The organism is Sphingobacterium sp. Ag1 (assembly GCF_000988325.1).
Classification (GTDB): domain Bacteria; phylum Bacteroidota; class Bacteroidia; order Sphingobacteriales; family Sphingobacteriaceae; genus Sphingobacterium.
Genome location: NZ_LBGU01000012.1, coordinates 18,311 through 34,263, shown reverse-complemented (window position 1 = coordinate 34,263; position 15,953 = coordinate 18,311). Strand labels below are relative to the sequence as shown.

The 15,953-nt window shown below is 38.1% G+C and carries 17 protein-coding genes; 5 read left to right on the top strand and 12 right to left on the bottom strand.

Features of this window, described 5'->3' with window-relative positions; translation table 11 throughout:
* On the top strand, window positions 1-269 hold a 269-nt coding region (locus AAW12_RS26430), incomplete at its 5' end, for a hypothetical protein (protein ID WP_046671694.1).
* 69 nt (window positions 270-338) lie between these two features.
* Here AAW12_RS26430 and AAW12_RS00625 read toward each other — a convergent pair.
* The 4 genes from AAW12_RS00625 to AAW12_RS00610 form a co-directional block, all read right to left on the bottom strand.
* Window positions 339-2,753 carry a TonB-dependent receptor gene (locus tag AAW12_RS00625; protein ID WP_046671693.1) on the bottom strand — a complete coding sequence of 805 codons (2,415 nt, stop codon included), beginning with the start codon at window positions 2,751-2,753 and terminating at the stop codon, window positions 339-341.
* Between the two features lie 133 nt (window positions 2,754-2,886).
* Window positions 2,887-4,104 (bottom strand): hypothetical protein, encoded by a 1,218-nt coding sequence (locus tag AAW12_RS00620; protein ID WP_156167485.1) that lies wholly within the window; start codon window positions 4,102-4,104, stop codon window positions 2,887-2,889.
* Complete coding sequence (locus AAW12_RS00615; protein ID WP_046671691.1) at window positions 4,097-4,699, bottom strand: hypothetical protein; 603 nt, start codon at window positions 4,697-4,699, stop codon at window positions 4,097-4,099. Before AAW12_RS00615 ends, AAW12_RS00620 begins: the two co-directional genes overlap by 8 nt.
* Window positions 4,700-4,830: 131 nt before the next feature.
* Complete coding sequence (locus AAW12_RS00610) at window positions 4,831-5,364, bottom strand: sigma-70 family RNA polymerase sigma factor (protein ID WP_046671690.1); 534 nt, start codon at window positions 5,362-5,364, stop codon at window positions 4,831-4,833.
* Between the two features lie 154 nt (window positions 5,365-5,518).
* Here AAW12_RS00610 and AAW12_RS26790 point away from each other — a divergent pair, with 154 nt between their 5' ends.
* Window positions 5,519-5,710, top strand: a complete 192-nt coding sequence (locus AAW12_RS26790; RefSeq protein WP_084823031.1) for a GtrA family protein — start codon at window positions 5,519-5,521, stop codon at window positions 5,708-5,710.
* 97 nt (window positions 5,711-5,807) lie between these two features.
* On the opposite strand, the gene AAW12_RS00605 is transcribed toward AAW12_RS26790, so the two are convergent.
* Window positions 5,808-6,743 carry a hypothetical protein gene (locus tag AAW12_RS00605; protein WP_156167483.1) on the bottom strand — a complete coding sequence of 312 codons (936 nt, stop codon included), beginning with the start codon at window positions 6,741-6,743 and terminating at the stop codon, window positions 5,808-5,810.
* Between the two features lie 250 nt (window positions 6,744-6,993).
* Between AAW12_RS00605 and AAW12_RS00600 the strand changes: the two genes are divergently transcribed.
* The 3 genes from AAW12_RS00600 to AAW12_RS00590 all read left to right on the top strand — a co-directional run bounded on the left by AAW12_RS00600 (window position 6,994) and on the right by AAW12_RS00590 (window position 9,438).
* Window positions 6,994-7,590: a porin family protein gene (locus AAW12_RS00600; RefSeq protein WP_046671688.1), complete on the top strand. Its 597-nt coding sequence runs from the start codon at window positions 6,994-6,996 to the stop codon at window positions 7,588-7,590.
* A gap of 204 nt (window positions 7,591-7,794) precedes the next feature.
* Complete coding sequence (locus AAW12_RS00595; RefSeq protein ID WP_197083949.1) at window positions 7,795-8,700, top strand: sensor histidine kinase; 906 nt, start codon at window positions 7,795-7,797, stop codon at window positions 8,698-8,700.
* Between the two features lie 9 nt (window positions 8,701-8,709).
* On the top strand, window positions 8,710-9,438 hold the full coding sequence (locus tag AAW12_RS00590) for a LytR/AlgR family response regulator transcription factor (protein WP_046671686.1): 729 nt from the start codon (window positions 8,710-8,712) through the stop codon (window positions 9,436-9,438).
* On the opposite strand, the gene AAW12_RS00585 is transcribed toward AAW12_RS00590, so the two are convergent.
* The 7 genes from AAW12_RS00585 to AAW12_RS00545 all read right to left on the bottom strand — a co-directional run bounded on the left by AAW12_RS00585 (window position 9,439) and on the right by AAW12_RS00545 (window position 15,953).
* The gene (locus AAW12_RS00585; protein ID WP_046671685.1) at window positions 9,439-10,347 is read right to left on the bottom strand and encodes a DUF6268 family outer membrane beta-barrel protein; all 909 of its coding nucleotides are present in this window, start codon (window positions 10,345-10,347) and stop codon (window positions 9,439-9,441) included.
* A gap of 138 nt (window positions 10,348-10,485) precedes the next feature.
* Window positions 10,486-10,650 carry a hypothetical protein gene (locus tag AAW12_RS26145; protein WP_197083948.1) on the bottom strand — a complete coding sequence of 55 codons (165 nt, stop codon included), beginning with the start codon at window positions 10,648-10,650 and terminating at the stop codon, window positions 10,486-10,488.
* A gap of 36 nt (window positions 10,651-10,686) precedes the next feature.
* Window positions 10,687-11,535, bottom strand: coding sequence for a TraB/GumN family protein (locus AAW12_RS00575; protein WP_046671683.1), 849 nt, complete (start codon window positions 11,533-11,535; stop codon window positions 10,687-10,689).
* A gap of 876 nt (window positions 11,536-12,411) precedes the next feature.
* Window positions 12,412-12,855: an SRPBCC family protein gene (locus AAW12_RS00565; RefSeq protein ID WP_046671681.1), complete on the bottom strand. Its 444-nt coding sequence runs from the start codon at window positions 12,853-12,855 to the stop codon at window positions 12,412-12,414.
* A gap of 309 nt (window positions 12,856-13,164) precedes the next feature.
* On the bottom strand, window positions 13,165-14,070 hold the full coding sequence (locus AAW12_RS00560) for an AraC family transcriptional regulator (protein ID WP_046671680.1): 906 nt from the start codon (window positions 14,068-14,070) through the stop codon (window positions 13,165-13,167).
* 201 nt (window positions 14,071-14,271) lie between these two features.
* Entirely contained in the window at window positions 14,272-15,261 is a 990-nt protein-coding gene (locus tag AAW12_RS00550) for a DUF5007 domain-containing protein (protein ID WP_046671678.1), read from the bottom strand.
* An 8-nt stretch (window positions 15,262-15,269) separates the two neighbouring features.
* Window positions 15,270-15,953, bottom strand: a complete 684-nt coding sequence (locus AAW12_RS00545) for a hypothetical protein (RefSeq protein ID WP_046671677.1) — start codon at window positions 15,951-15,953, stop codon at window positions 15,270-15,272.

Here is a 15,953-nt window from a genome sequence, read left to right as displayed (position 1 = left end):
CAGGCGTTATTGGTGGAACCTTTACCGTGAACGGGAGTGGCATATTGAGCGTAAAAGGTTCACTTTCTCAGGGAACTGTCGGATCAAAATCCACTTCATTTATCAATGGTAAAATGGTTATTGACGGTGAAGTTGTCGTATACGGTAACTTGACTATTAATGGTAGTGGAAAGGTAGAATTTGCCAACAGCAAGTCTAAATTAATTGTTTATGGAAGTCTTACAAATTGGGGAAGCGTGACTAACGGGGCAATTACACAAGTCAAATAAGACATTGTATAGCTATTAAGCAGATCATAAAAAAGCCACAGCAGATTATGTGGCTTTTTTATGGTCTAGTTAAAACCTCAGGCTGAGCTGCACAGCAAAATTACGTGGCATCTGAGCCACGATTACCCCCTGTCCTGCAAAATATTCGCTATTGTTCAAATTATTCATACGCACTGCAAATCGATATTTATCTCTTTCCAGAAAAAGAGATGTATTGACCAGCGTGTATGCCGGAAAGGTGAACCGCCCTGTCGCTTCTTGATCTACAGTAATCTGCTCACCGACACGGTTAACACCAAGTCCGATTCCAAATCCATGAAGGGTTCTATTCTGAAATACGTAGCTAAGCCAAGAGTTAAAGACATTTGCCGGTCCTGCAGATGCAGGTCTTCGCCCTTCAACTGAAGCATCAGCTTTCTGAAATTTACTATCGTTGTAAGTATATCCGGCCATAATATTTAATCCTCTCACCGGGTTAGTGATCAGTTCAAATTCAACACCTTTACTACGTTGTTCTCCATCCTGGATCGTGACAATAGCAGATTGTCCATCCTGGGTAACTTCAATATCCCTGCTCATATTATTCACCGTGATATCATAATAAGATGCAGTCATGTTGAAGCGATTTTTCCAAAGATTAGCCTTTAATCCCGCCTCCCATTGTCCAGCCATTTGCGGCTTTAAAATATTACTATAGCCTACAATTCCTTTATTGTCAACAGGTGCAACATTACTAAAGCCATTCATGTAATTCGCATAAGCTGAAAGCTGCTCCTTTACCAACTGATAGACCATACCAAATTTGGGGGATAAAGCTGTTTGTTTATATTCTCCATCACGAACGTTCGTATTCAGATTGAGCTGTCCTCTGGAATCAAAATGGTCTAAACGCAGACTTAAAAGGGTAGTCCAGCGATCTGTCAGGTAGACAACATCGGAGATATAAGCGCCATAAACATTGTTAGATGCGTAGGTTCTGATCATATTGCCTTTTGATTTCTGAATACTTGCCGTTGCCAGTTCCCGGGAAATAAAACCATAGCCACTTGTCAGATTTTGGGCATTTACGGTATCGTACTTCACGATAGGTGAATGGTTATTACGTAAGGACTGATTGAGATAATCAATTCCAATTAGCAGTTTATTTTTAATGCTTCCCAACTGGAATGTACCATTGAGATTGTGTTGTATGCTTGTTGAAGCAGCCTCAGAATTGTTCCATTGCACGTTGCGCTCAAGCAAAGCATCACTGGTATTCCCGCGGATGAACTGATACTGATAAAGGCCTTCCGTTTTACGAAAATTTCTGGAGATAATGGTTTGGGAAGTCCAGGTATCTGATATCCGATAATTGATCTCACCTTTGATATTAATTGCCGGAGCTTTCAATGTCATATCGTTATTAGAATAGGATCTTGTCCAGTCAAAACCTAATTCTTTCGGTGTTCTGGCAAAAAATTGGCGGTTTCTGCTCAAGAAGATAATCGGCGTATTAGTACCTTCGTAATTATAGATTTGTGCTCCAAGGTTAAATGTCAAACGGTCACTGACCTGATAACTGAACGTTGGCGCGACAAAGAATGATTTTCTGAATTCGGAATCCCTAAATCCATTCTGATATTGATAAGCACTATTCAATCGAAATAGTGTTTTTCTATTGCGATCTACAGGACCATAGACATCGGCAGTCAGTCGATTGAGATTAAAACTTCCAAATGTATAGGCTACTTCGCCACCAAAATAGTCACGGGGCTTCTTTGTCGTCACATTAATCAATCCGCCAAAAGAAGTCACGGCACCACCATACAAGGTTCCTGCTGGTCCTTTGATTACTTCTATACGTTCTATATCTGCTGGATCAATCTCCCCATTTGTCGTAGCGGGAACGCCATCCACCATAGAAACCTTCGTTGGAAATCCCCGCAAACTGTAATAGAAGCTACCGTCGCCACTACCTCGACCAGGACTACCCTGCATCTTAATCATACCAGGTACATTACGCAATGCATCAGAAACGTCAGTAGTCAATTGCTCCTTCATGATCGTTTGGTTGATGCTGGTATATGCCTGCGGATTTTCCATGTAAGATAGTGGCATCTTGGCAATCATTGTTGTATCCTGATCCAAGAATTTGTTTCTTTTATATCCATACACGGTTACCCCATCTAAATTGTTCATTTTTTTGATCACATAAATGACAGGTAGGTTGTCTGCATTTTCCCTAATACTGATATTTTCACGGATAATCTCCACGTCATTGACAGAGGCCTGAAGAATGTATTTTCCCGGAGGTACATCATTAAAATAGAATTCACCAGCGGCATTGGTCCTAGTCTGGTAGGCCGTATTCAGGAGTCTCAATAGTGCATCTTTTGCCGGAATGCTTTCGGATATCATAATCTTTCCTTTGACTTTGTCCTGCGTTTGCGCCGTGGCAGCAAAGGATAATATGCAACATAAGAAAATTGATAAAACTGATTTCATAACTGAAAAAATAAAAAAACATGAATAATATATATACAACAATAAATATTTACACTAAACGAAAATACCAGTCAATAACATTCCCATTGCTGTTAGCAAACAGCATTTCAATTATTCGACAAATATTTTATCGTTATCTGATACGGGCGATATAGATACCACTTCCGCCAAGAGCCTCTATTCTAGTTTTGAAAATTTGACCATCATCCTGTTCAAGAAAATGATAGGTACCATCTTTCGCTCCGAAATTGGAAAAATATTGTTTACCATTCACCTCACCCACTGGATAAATGGTTCCATATTTCTCTAAAAGAGGTTGATCCTTATAGGTCATTTTATGCAAATCAACCACCGCCAATTTGGTCGGGTAGTTAAACCAGGCCCCGGGATCTTCTGGAACTCTCCATCCCTTTTCAATATACTGCACCAGCACATCTTTACCTTTGATATAAATAACCGACACGATACCATGCGCATCAAGTACTTTCTGAAGATCGACAAAGAAGTCCGTATCAAAGTTCCCATCTTTCTGAACTTTCAACAATCCTCCTGTTGGCGGTGAATCTACTACAGGTGAATAATCCTGTGCTCGAGCAATATACTTAGAAGGTCTGTAATACAGGTCGCCATTCAAAATATCCACAGCAAAATTATTATACCCTAACGACATACGTGAATCACTTGTATACTGTATTTTCTTTCCCTTGTAATTGAAAACAGCAACCTGGGCATTGGTCGGAAATTTAGCAAAGCTATTGGGATTTGTTCCTATAGGCAATAGTACGGTATGATCGTCCGTTACAAAGGAATAATAGGTGTTTGTATTGACCTCTGTAGCTTTTCCCTTCGGAAGTGGTTGTACGTTTAAAGATGCAGCAACATGCATTGTAGTTGGATTGAACTGGATAATCTTTCCGTCGGCAAGAAAGAATGCATAAGCCTCTTCCTCTGAAATAAAGGCTAACGAACCAAACGATTCACTGTTAACTAAGCTTTTGAAATGAATAGAGTCAGTCGCCGTTATCTTCATCTGTTTATCTACATGATACTTCCTCAGCATAGCAGAGATACCATCCCAAATGTAAGGATGCTCGCCATAGGAATATATCGCATTTTCGCGCCCCAAGAGCAACATATCTTTAGGATCAACTTTTTGGGGTATATCCCGATAGGCTCCCAAATAGAACATCCGCCCTTTGGGGGTATTCACACGCGTTCCGATCACAATCAATCCATTATCGTTATTTATCTTACTATTTGACGGACTATTACAAGCCGCCAAAAAGAGAGCGAGCAGACAGATCGTTAAAATAGCGTAATTTGTGATTCGAAATCTGTAAATTTTACACATTGTTTTTAGCTTTTCCCGCATATATTTTCACGTCACCGCGGATGAAACGCGAACAATTATCTTCTGGTGAAAGATTGCTTTCTTGTACAATAGAATGTTTGCCATCGATGGTTTCCAGATAATAGGTCTCGCCCGGCGCCAAGGTGTATTTCTCGCCGTTGCTACATTCAATTGATTTAACTTTAGATGAACGGTTGAAGACCTGAAGGTATCCCGAAAATTGTAATCTGCAGTGGTCGTCCAAAATCTCTACATCACCCTGGGCAGAAGTAATGACAATAGCATCGGAGTAGCGCTGATCGCGTGAAGTCCATTGTTGGCAGATTAAACCTATTAGTAATAGTAATCCAAGAGCCCCTGTCAACGGAAGGTAGTCACTTTTTTTCCGTGTCCCCACAAGCTTGACTACATTTGTTCCTATTATATTTTCGTGAACACGATCCCATACAGATGCTTTCATGGCATACAATTCATTCGTTGGGATAATACTAGTTTCAACTGAATGATCATCGAGCCATTCTTCAACTGCTTTGCGTTCGGCTTCGCTGGCCGTATGCTCATTATATCGTTTTAAAATATCTGGGTTAATTTCCAAAATACAGCTCTTGTGTAATACGTATTGTTGTTATATCAATTTTTCAAAGGAAACGTCAATTATCTAATTATAGCCCCTTTATTAGTATAGTTGGCCAAAGTACCTAATACCCTTAGTCTGTTTTGATTTTTTTATATTTTTCGATCGATACTATTTTTGATCGCTTTCAAAGCTTTGGTCAGATGTGCTTCAACAGTCTTTTCAGCGATCGACAAACGTTGCGAAATCGTACGGGTATTAAGCCCCTGTTCTCTGCTCATAACAAAAACTGTTCTGCACTTGGGAGGTAACTGATCGGTTATTGCATGGATCCTCTTCTTTAAATCCCTGAAAAAGACAGTTTTCTCAGTGACATTATCGCTCTCTTCCTGCTCAATATAAAGCTGCTTAAGATGTATGTTCCGACGATTATTGGTTTTGAGGTAATCTAAAGCTGCGAGTTTAGCAGCACGATTCAAATAATGTTGTATAGGGATAGATAGTTGGATTTCAAACCTTCTTTCCCAAAGTCTGAGATAAATATTCTGTACAAGCTCTTCTGTGATTGCGTGGTCTCTTACTTGTTTGAAAATAATATTGAATAACTGTTCGGAAGTATTCCCATAAAGGACCTCAAAATCATTGGGAGTCTTAAAATCAACAATTATCGTATTTTCGCTTTTCACAGTTATTTAGAATAAATCTAATTTAATGCAAGTATAAGAAAAGATAGCGATGTAATCCTAATTTTTTCTCAATTCAACAATTTGTCGATCATCTACCCGCTATAGGTAAGCAGATTTATATATTTGTCAAGTTCTAGGATTTACGGTTTATACGATGTTAGGTAGATATGTATTCTCCAATCTCGGTTCTTTATTGATAAATTACCTTCTGTTAAAGTTATTTGTTGAGCAATTTCTTTGGTATCCTACTCCATCACAAATTTTCTGCACTTTTATTGTTACTATTTATAGCTTTTTAATGCAAAAGAAGTTTACTTTTAGTCTCTCGTTAAAAGAACCAAACTAACGAAAAATTTCAAGGTATTCTACAAAACAGAAAACCATGCACTACACGCCTCATGAAAGTAAATGCCTACATCGCTAGTTCAATAGAATAAATAATCTTATTGCAAAATAGTCCGTGGGGTCAGCGGAACTTTTTGCTTCCAGATACCCATCACTTGGAATTCGTGCCCGGATGTTTTATTCTTAATGGTGAAGATATAATTGCAAGTTCTTTCGAGGTATTTGAATTCACCTCTCACGGTCATCTGGGCATTAGGTTTGAGCAGCAATTCTTGTTTATCTCCAGATTTAATATAATTTTCAAAAGTTTTGCCTCTGCTGTAAGGAACTTTACCTTGCCAGCGAACTCCACCATTTACCATTAATTCATCCATGAAAATCGTAGAATCTGTTTTATTGAGCCAGTCAAAAGCACCGTAGCTGTCACTTATGAATTCGGAACTATATTTTACGTCCTTAAAAATGGCAGTGATATCGACTTTTCGCTCTCGATTTGAGCTATTTACCAGATTCATCGCAGTACACCCTTCGGTACTGACATAGATTTTCCGGCTTTCTTTCACTTCTTTGATTTCTTTTTTGACCAGCTCATATCCATCAGCCCTAGTTTGAATAAAATTCACTTCATCCATTTTATCCGCTGACAATATGCCAATGGCAAAACTCCTGGGCTGATCACTAAAATTTTCCAATAAGGTCAATTTAAGCTCGTTGTTAATTGTTTTTTCCAACTGTAGCCACCCACCGTCAACTCCAATCGAGCCCGTAAGCTCCAATTTGAGCTTTTTTCCAGTGGAATCTTTCAATATTTCTCCTGTAAGGACATCTTTGACATAGGACACATACCATAAATCCGCTTTGATCGGAATCACATTTTCCTTGATTCCGGTTTGTAAGTTGACAGCTTTAAAACCGGGATCTATTAGACCTCCTGGTGAATTAAGTCCTTCTTTAGAACAGGATGTTAGTATAAGCAGACAAAACGGCCATACCAGATAGGAAAAGGAAAACGTCCGCTTCAACGGATTTTTCATGAAATCGATTATTTGTACAACACAATTGACCAAACAAAATCTATCTTGTAAGTTAAAAAAAATAATAGACCTTTTCCCATCAATCCTACAAAAAATACGCTTAAGCCAGAAATCTTGACAAACAAATAGAAATCTTGACAGGCTAATCATTCCTATAATAACCTTCGTCACTCCAAAAATGCCGTTCGTCAAACTCTTTTTGCCAAGGAATTGATCCTTTGTTCTTTTGGACAAATTAAAACAATATAAAATGAATAAAAACGCAATTTTATCATGCATCGTATTATTTGCCATGATGTTTAGCAAAAAACTGTTTGCTCAGGAGCAACCTTTCATTCAATTGGGTATTAAAGGGGGAAGTAGTCTCAACAAACTCAATACCGAATTAGCAGACTTAGACGACAAATATGCCATAGGATTACACGTAGGGGGTATGGCAAGAGTTAATCTTGGAAGAGCTTATATCCAGGGTGAAGCTCTTTTCAATAAACGCAAAGCAGCCCTTAAACCGCAAGGGCAAACCGAAAGCAAACTCAAATGGAATGCGATTGATATCCCCGTCGTTGCAGGCTACAAAATCTACCAAAATCAGGACATCAATTTCCGAGTATTAGCTGGTGCAATTTACAGCTATACGCTAAACGACAATTTGCCGCCTCTAAAAGCAATACAACAGGGAATGAAACATTTTGATAAATCAAACTTACAAGTTACCGGCGGTCTGGGAGTCGATATTCAGCGATTTACACTCGATGTTCGTTATGAACGCGGTTTTTCTGACCTTAATAAATCTTTTAAATCCAAACCACAGGCATTTTCCATTGGATTGGGTTACTTTATCTTCTAAAACAATGAATAAGTTTTACCTTTGGAGCTACCTAGGAATCAGGCTCCAAAGGTATTTTTTTTTAATCGTCATATGTTCAAAAAAAACTATTTAAATAAACATCTTTTTCTCATTTCTTTTTGGTTCGTTCTTGGGTTTGCTGTATGGATTCAAATAAAAGGCGAGTTCGATTCGCTCCAGGCGTTATTGCACACCTCGCTAATCATGACTTCTTCGATTATTGTATCGCAGTGGCTGAGTGACCGGGTTCTACCACGAGCGATCAAGGCTCAACAAATGAAACCTTTTGTACTAAAAGCAGTGCTTTTTGTAGTTATTTTAGCTATTTTAATTGGAAGTATAGATTTCTATTTCATTCTCACCAAAGAAGGAATAGCTAACCATGAACGGACAGAGCTAATACTCACTCATTTCTATCAAGCAATTCCATCTTCCCTACTGATCAATGGTACGGCCTGCGGAATTAGATTTTATCAGGAACATGCAGATATTCAACGTATCCATGGTCAATTGCAGCAGAATTTTCTTGAAAGTCAGGTGAAATTTTTACAGGATCAGGTCAATCCTCATTTTATGTTTAATGTCTTGAACCATATTCATATCCTCATGAAAAAGAATGTGGAAATGGCCGATTATTTGCTTCTGAAATTTTCGGACATTCTGAGGTACCAGCTCTATGAGTGCAACCAACCCCTCGTACTTTTAACACGCGAACTGCAATATTTACAGGATTTTATAGCCATAGAAAAAATGCGATGGGGCGACGAACTGGATGTAAGCTGTTCATGGAATCAATCTTCAAAGGATTTATATATTGCACCATTGATGCTCATCTGTTTTGTCGAAAACGCATTTAAACACGTAAACCGTCTTCCAAATCAAAAAGGAGGCATAGCGTTATCCTGTGTTGAGGAAGAAGGAAAACTTCAATTCAACATCAGTAATAGTTATCAGGACTATCCGCAATTAGCTTCGACTGGGCACTCGGGCATAGGGCTGGAAAATGTAAAAAAAAGACTGGAACTGCAATATGAAAACAACTATTCGTTAACAATCCATAAACTTGACAACAGTTTTACTATACAACTGACCATCGATCTTAACAGCTAACTATTGACAATGGAAGAAATTAAAATGAAATGTATCATCGTAGACGATGAACCTATGCTGCGCCAACATATTGCCGAAATGACCGAGCAGATCGATTTTTTGGATTTAGTGGAAACATTTCCTTCAGCACTAGCTGCAACTTCGAGGTTACAGCAGGGCGATATAGATCTTATTTTTTTAGATATTAATATGCCCTATCTCAATGGTATAGACTTTTTAGACTCCTTTGAAAACCCGCCTTTATGTATCTTCATCACAGCTTATTCAGAATATGCTTTGGAAGGATTCAGACTTCAAGCTGTTGATTACCTCCTCAAACCTATAATTTTCCAGCGTTTCTATCAGGCCAGCACCAAAGCTTATCAGCTTTTTCTACAGCGGAACAAACCCTTACAGGAAAGTAGTCCGAATGACAATATGTTATTTGTAAGACAGGGGGATGCTTTTGTTAAAATCTCCTGGACAGATATTCTGTACGCGGAAAGTATGCAAAATTATACAAAACTTCACTTTAAAGAGCGTACAATTACAATCCATCAAACCATGTTAGCTTTGGAAGAGGCATTACCCGGCAACCATTTTTTTCGTATTCACAAATCCTACCTAGTCAATGTAAACCACATTGACATCATTACTGGAGGGAGAGTATATATACAGGACCAAGAATTGCCAATCTCGCGCACAAAAAGGGAGGAGCTTCTCCAAAATATTGTTTTTAAGAAGCTCCTTAGCCGATGATTAAGGCATATTCCATTTAAATGCTACGGAAGTATAGAAAGTCGGTGAAAATCGGGGATCTTCCTGCGTTTTATTCTTGAATAAACTCTTTAAGGATCGATCATTTTCGACATACAATCTGGCCAACGTACTACCTCCTGTCAGTTGGAGCTTGAGGTTCTTGCCCAGATTGAACTGCGGTTGAAGCCCGGCTGTCACTAGCATAAAACCACTTAACATAGATTTTCCGTTCTTTTCACGCTCTGCAGTCATCCCGTCCAAATTAAGGACAGCGCGAAGATCCACCAATTCGTTGACATGATAGGATGCGGATAGACCTTGCGGGAAATTCACATTGAATTTCACTTTTCCATTTGTTTTCCAATCAAAATACAAACCTGGCAGGATCATTGGCACGCCAAAGCTATTGCTCAATACAGGTCCAAATCCAAACGCTAAATTCGGTCTAAATTTTTTAATAAAAAGCACACCTCCCTGCCCCAATATATCCTTACCATTTACTTTAACGAGGTCTGAATAAATCCCAACGGAGACGAAAGTCAATAGAGACCAATTTTTCCTTAATGAGGTCAGGTATTGAAGTCCCATTTCCGCATTGAGCATTTCAGTCGGGAATAAGGGTTCTTCATACCCTCTATTTTCCATCTTTGCATAAGCTGCCCCTATCTTCCAGGACCAGCGTTTTATATTGCCAGAAGAGTCTATTTTGGTGGATAGTGGAACTTCCAGGTTAAACTGTATTCTCCTAAAATCGCTCTTTGAACCTGTCTTAACACTATCTTCAGGGCGTATATAATTTGATAGTGGGACATAATCCACAGCAACCTGTCCCGATACTGCATTTTGAGCATGTGCAGTCAGCGTAGTAAAACCGCTGAGTATAACTGCACATAATACTTGTTTCCTCATGTTTTTTCAACAAAGGAAGCTTTTGGACTGCTCAAGCACCAATCTTTTTGATATAGTGCATGTATACGTTGACCAAATGCAAATTTATCGCGATGTCAAAAAATTTATAACGGCAAGAAGAGCATATCAAAAGCAAAGTTATAGATTAAAATCACACATTGCCGGCATATTAATTTCCTTTACACAGCTTGCCGCCGAAGTAGAGATAATAAATCGTAATGCCTGAATTACATCTTGCAGTGGAATATATGTCTTGACACCTGTTTTCAATATCTCTACTGTTTTGTTATGCTCGGATGCCATTTTTTTCTTAGTTTTAAATAACCACTAAGATAAGATTTATTTTATAGCCTCCACTTTGAATCCCTTTTCTCCGAGTAAGGTAATCAGCCCCTGATCACCGGCCAAATGCCCTGCGCCAACGGCAATAAAACAGGATTCTTCATTGATCATAGGGGGTATCAGGTTACTCCAATTCAAATTTCTCCCAATTAACAATTTTTCTTTTTGTTCTTTCGTCATCCAGGCTGGATCTTGGAGCAATTTTGTCAACTCTTCCAAATTCTCTGATTTATAAGCTTGAACCATCTTGACTGTCAATGCAGGGTATTCGTCCAACTGAAAAACAGATTCCATGAACAATTTGGGTGTAATAAGATCCTTCAGCAAATTAAATTGAAAATCAGGTGTCTCCAATTCTCCTATTACCTTTCCTTGGCTGGTCGCAAGTGCTGAAAGCTCAACCTCATAAGACTTCATCTTTGTCGGATCCGGGCAATTAAATCCTTTCATCGAGAACAAGGATATAACAGCAACAGGTGATACATAATCCAACAATTTGATTGAAAGCTGCTGTGCGATCAACACGCTGTCCATCTTTTTGATATCGTCTTCAGAAAATGACTTTATAAAACTCGGATCCGAAACAGTAAATGCCTGTAGAGATTTTGCATTTTCTGGTTTGGAAAGATCAACTTCAAAAACTACCTTTTTACTAGCATTTAGTGCATCTAAATTCTTCTGTTTGATGACAAAGTCGTCTGGACACAACATATGGATCGTACCGAACAAATAAGAATCTTGTTTTAGACCATTACCGGAAATTTTCCATAACATCGAACTTTCTTGGGCAAAGCTATTAATGGTCATACAAATCAGCAGCGCCAATAGAAGTAATGTCTTTTTCATAAGATCGTATAAATTGATTTTTTATATAAAAAAATATAATTTTTGGCTTTTCACCAAAATATTATCTACTGTTTATGGTATTAAATGCTAGTCCTCAAAAATTCTCGCTGCTGTTTTTCGCTTTTAATATCTTCAATGTTTTTTTCAGTCAACCAGGCTCTAAAATGCTCCGGATCTTGTGGTGTAAAATGGATTACTTTACCACATTTTAAAAGTAGGGAAAAGATTCCGCTAGCGGCAGCGAATTTTATGATTTCGTTAGAATGGTATCCAAGTTGGGAAAAATACTCCATTGTTCTTATTCAATTCTAGAAATAAATGCTTTCCACACCAATGCAGATCCATATGGCCATTGATATTTCAGAAAGCATATTAATTTTTATTTCTTCACAGTTTTATAATTCATTCAAATATCGTAAATTATTTCAATTATTTCATCAAACAGATTATTAATTTAATTGTTATTTTCATAAATTAATCAAACAATTAACAAAGCTTCTACCAGAAATTATAGCTATTCTAGTTTCAATGAATTCAGATCCAATCAATTCTTTCCACAGTGGAGAGGTTTTATTTCGACCGCATCAATCTACATAACATCAGGAGTAAATCTGAAGATGAGCTGGGATCTAATGGATATATGATAGACAGCTTAGAATCAAGCCTATGGTACTTTTGGGAGGAAAGAAAAATTATAGAGGCACTGCTTTAGGGATTATTAATCTCGGAGGAGAGACAGATACTGGAGCCCCCCAAGGGCAGGCTCACAGTTATATATTATTATGATAAAAAATCCATTCCGGAAGCTTGGTTGTCACATCCAACCCACTATGAAGATAGTAATACCTTAACAGAAGCTATATTTGCTAGCAAGGATCAATTCGAAAAAGGCTTCCCTTTACCTGTTTCAATATATGCTTCTAAACTTTTCACAAATTGTCGCCATCCATCTGTACAAATATCATAGCATTCGATTTCAGGGGATAAGCCAATATGTTCAAGTTGCAACACAATCCCGTTTTCTTTTTCTGTGATGTCCCAAACGATCGTTGTGCCAATCCATTCTTTTTGATTATTCAATCCGGGAAGGGCTATCAATGAATCTTCGACATGCCAAACAACTTTTGCATTTTCATGTAAGTCTTCCACTTGCATTACTTTGTAAATAAGATCTCCAAAGCGAATTGTAAATCTATCGTCCTTCTTATTGGAAGAGCCCTCAAACATGATTGTCCACCAAAATGGTATTTCATCGGTTAGTGCTTTAAATACCCGATCCTTTGTTACACCCAACTGGATAGTTTGACTATAATTTTCCATTGCCAATTTTTATTTTTTGAATATTAAATACGGCCTCGATTTTCCGTTATTATTAACGAATTTATAGATAGATTTTCCAATCGACCTTAGCATAAGACAAGTTTTTCTTTAGTTTCAGGATAGTACATGACGCTTTTATAAAATTTATTGCGGATAATAGCTATATTACTTTTATACTCCAAACAACACGTTACTAATCAAATATAAAACCGTCTATGAAGATTATGCTTCAAAAATTAGGAATATTAGGATTTCTGATCGTACTAAATCTCTCCACATAAAAGCCACGTCTCACGACGTGGCCTTAAACTAAACATATGAAACAATTGAATTTTCTGTATAGCGCTGATCATAGCGCAAAATATACTCTTTCGGTGTGCAGCCGATAATCTGTTTAAATACGCGGTTAAAATTTGTAATGCTATTGAAGCCACAGTTATAAGCAATAAATGAGATATTTTCCAAATGTAAATGATCTTTTCCCAATTGACTGCAAACCTCATTAATCCGTATCCGATTAAGGTAACCAACTAAGGTGATTCCACAGTGTTTTTTGAAATAACGGCAGAATGCCTGTGGCGACAAATGTGCTCTTTCTGCTACACTTTCTAAAGTAAGCCCATGTTTAAAATGTGTATTGATATAATGACAAACCTTCTCTATGCGGTTATTTTTTCCAGTGGAACCGACTACGGTCTCCATCGGTTCGGGACAGAGCGCATCTGTTCTCTTTGAAATTTGGGCTAGTATCCGGAGCAAATAGAAGAAATGCATCATTTTATCGATCTTTTCCGATTGTTTTAATAACAGCATACGCTTAGATACCATGTCGAAATCCACCTCCGGAATCTTAAATCCCCTGGAATCCTGACTTAAAAATTGCTCCAAGGATTCAAATTCACCCAACATAAAAAGTTGTTTCAACCTCCCTTCCGGATCAAAAAAGATCGAAATGGATCTAGCGGCATCACCAGCCTTATCGTCGGATACAGATTTAAATACATGTGCTTGGTGAGCAGCGATGAAAAAGATATCGTTTTCCTTAAAGGGATGGAGGGTTTCATCCACAAGCAACACACCTTTTCCTTTCGTAATCCACATTAACTGGGCTTCTTGATGACGATGCAAATGTGGATAGAACGATTCCGAGATATCCTCCTGGACAGTGATGCTTTGTCCTTTAATTACAGGAATATTAAATTGTAACGTTTTCATAGCATGTTAGTATTAGGTTACTCAACATTGGTTTTACTAAATATAAACAACAAGCGCAACATATTGAGAAATGTCAATCTTACATCTAATAAAATGTCAAAATTTGCTCATAATTGGTTAATTTTCGCACTGTGGGCATCTAAGTTTAATAAAGATCTGGGTTTAATAAAGTCTGGGGAGCTTACTATGCTCCCCTAATCTTTATTGTGTAATACGCGTTACCGTTGGCAGTTTTACCTGAACCTCATAAGTACCTTCCATCAATAGCTGGAATCCAAAAACGGGGTTGACATTATTAGCACTTAAACCGTCGATTTGGGCATACTTCATGGGGATGCGATAGTAATTGAGAAAACCCCAATCTGTTCCATCTTTTCCAATTAATTTAGCAAGCGGAAAAGGTGCAACCTCAAAATCACAGATCAACGAATTATCTGTCACTTGGACTGGATTAAACTTCACATGAGATTCAAACATCGGTCGATCCCCCCGTTTGATCACTTCTCCATTTTTAGGATTGAATGCATTTCCATTTTTATCGACGATCTTTAGGATAACACGGGCGCCATCGTTTGAAATTTTTGTACAAGTCACCTTTGGGGCTGTAATTCCGGTAAAAACTTCTGCGGCACTCGATCCACTTGCCGCTTGATAGGTTACTTTAAACATATCATCAATCGTAGGTTCTACAATCTCGATGGTTGCCAATTTAGGGAATACACGCTCTCCTCTAGGGTTGGTCATTTTGACATCAAAATTAAAACGCCCTAAAGGTAGGTTGGCAGAAGCTCGATTAAAAACCAGCTGTCCACTGACTGTATTAAATTCCATCGGGGCTTTCTTTACTGTTTCTCTCTTTTTATTGAGTAGTTCGACCGTGGTATCTGTCTCGGCATTGAACACTAAACCGGGCTTAAAGGTTAAAATGTCAAATTCCTTAAAAAATACATCCGGTGCGGGTTTACCCGTGGTTTCATCTTCTAAGTTTAACATTTCGAATGTATAGGGGGGCGTAGAACCATCTGTATTAATACGGTCAGACATCGTTAGGGACATTCCACGTTTGCAAAAGATGGTATTATCTTTATATCGTATACCTTCGCTCAAAAAGCCGTTTTCAATTTTCTTGCAGCCAGAAGTCAGCGCAAAAGCAAACAGCAGGCTATATAAAATTTTTAAATTCGTTTTCATATCAGTTTCTAATCAGCCATTTTTCCGGCGTTAAAAAATAAACGATGTGTGTTTTGCAATACATGCAATACACCTGTCGTCGTCCTAATTCCCGAGGTTTGACAATCATAGGATTTATCAAGTTGATCTTTTGGAATCGCATTATAATCGGGTTCCTCAGCATCAAGAGTACCGATCACCTTTGTGAAATTGAGATAATCTACATAATCCAGATAATCGCTGTAGTCACGTGTTCTGCGCAATTTGATATTGAACCTGACATTGGGAATTGCACCAAGCTTGCTTACAAAATATTTGTTGTCAGGGCTGAGATTTTCTCGTGTGATCTTTCCATCGAATAGGTAGATCATCATCGAATCACGTAATTCTTTGACTGGGATGTTATTGATCCCGAACTGAATATTTTCGTTTCCCACCTCAATGATCTTTTGTTGTTTTTTGGCGGCTACATAATCCCGTACGCCATAATCGCTCGTTGCAAAGAACGTGACATCTGAATTCACAATATCTTTAATACCGGCACGGTCTATAATCTTAACCAACGAATCAAAGCTACCATGCTGCTTCAAAAAATCATAAGTTGTCTGGTGCACGTTGGCATCGCTCTTTCCACCATCGACTTTATAATTATCCTTCTTACATGCGAAAAGAAAAATCAATATTGACGCAAACAATCCTGTTATCTTTTTCAT